The following is a 934-nucleotide window of genomic DNA, read 5'->3' as shown; positions in this document are numbered from 1 at the left end:
ATTCGTATCTGATTGTGAGCTATGCCAAAGGCGACGGCGTGTCGTTGGATGTCGGTTTTTACTACATGGCCAACGCCATGGGACGTTTGATTGGAACGGTATTGTCGGGGTGGATTTACCAAGAAGTAGGACTAGCGGCGTGTTTGTGGGTCTCTTTCGCTTTCTTGGCGTTGACAACGTTGATTTCGATTAAGTTACCCAAAGCTAATATCGCCACGGCTTAGTTCTGATGAATGTGATGGGTTGAACAGAACATCGTGAATAAAAATGGCTCCAATCGGGAGCCATTTTTTATGTCTGCATATTATGAGCAGAAGCGTCCAAGTTTTGCAGGTTGCGTCATCTTGATTTCGTCGTCTAACGAGCGGTAGACAATCGTATTCCAGATTTCGCCATTATCCATTTCAAATTCAATCGCGTAATTCATGCCGCTTACCACCTGAGTGCGAACACTGAGGATTTGCTTTAACTTAGCGGAAGTGTTCATTTGCGCGAGTACCACATCAAGCAATGATTGCGCTTCATCGGTCATGTCACTTGGTGACCATCCGCCGGGCAGTTTTTCTAAGTTACTGTTTGGGTTCGCTTCCGTTTGCGATTGGGCTGGTGCCTCGGTCTCTTCCTTTTGATTACATCCAGCTAAAGCCACTACACATACGAGTGACGCCAATAATGTTTTCTTCATAACAAGACCTTTCTTTGTAATGTGCTCAGTATCCTAGGGGGTTCTGTGAATTATATCTGTTTCATATTCAAGAAAGTGTTGGTCACATATCGCTTCGTTTCAATTGATTCTGTTCAGCAGTATTTATCGGTTAAATACAATTAACAGGTCATTGTTGGGTTAAAAATAAGCAAAAACAGATTGTTAACTATTTAATTGAGTGAAAATTGCCCTATGCTATAAACGATAAGCGATCCAAGGTAGGAAAGG

At 42.7% G+C, this 934-nt stretch carries 1 protein-coding gene and 1 pseudogene; one reads left to right on the top strand and one right to left on the bottom strand.

Translation table 11 applies throughout. From position 1 onward, the window contains the following. A pseudogene (locus tag R7R24_RS25350) lies at positions 1-224 on the top strand (MFS transporter); the annotation flags it as partial. Between the two features lie 80 nt (positions 225-304). On the opposite strand, the gene R7R24_RS25345 reads toward R7R24_RS25350, so the two are convergent. Then, complete coding sequence (locus R7R24_RS25345) at positions 305-685, bottom strand: cystatin domain-containing protein (protein ID WP_318119863.1); 381 nt, start codon at positions 683-685, stop codon at positions 305-307. Between the last annotated feature and the right edge of the window lie 249 nt (positions 686-934).

This window comes from Vibrio sp. 704, from assembly GCF_033339295.1.
This window is presented reverse-complemented; position numbering and strand designations above follow the sequence as displayed.

Bases quoted from the DNA above. Each gene is read 5' to 3' on its own strand.
- R7R24_RS25345 (WP_318119863.1), bottom strand. From the start codon at position 685: ATGAAGAAAACATTATTGGCGTCACTCGTATGTGTAGTGGCTTTAGCT.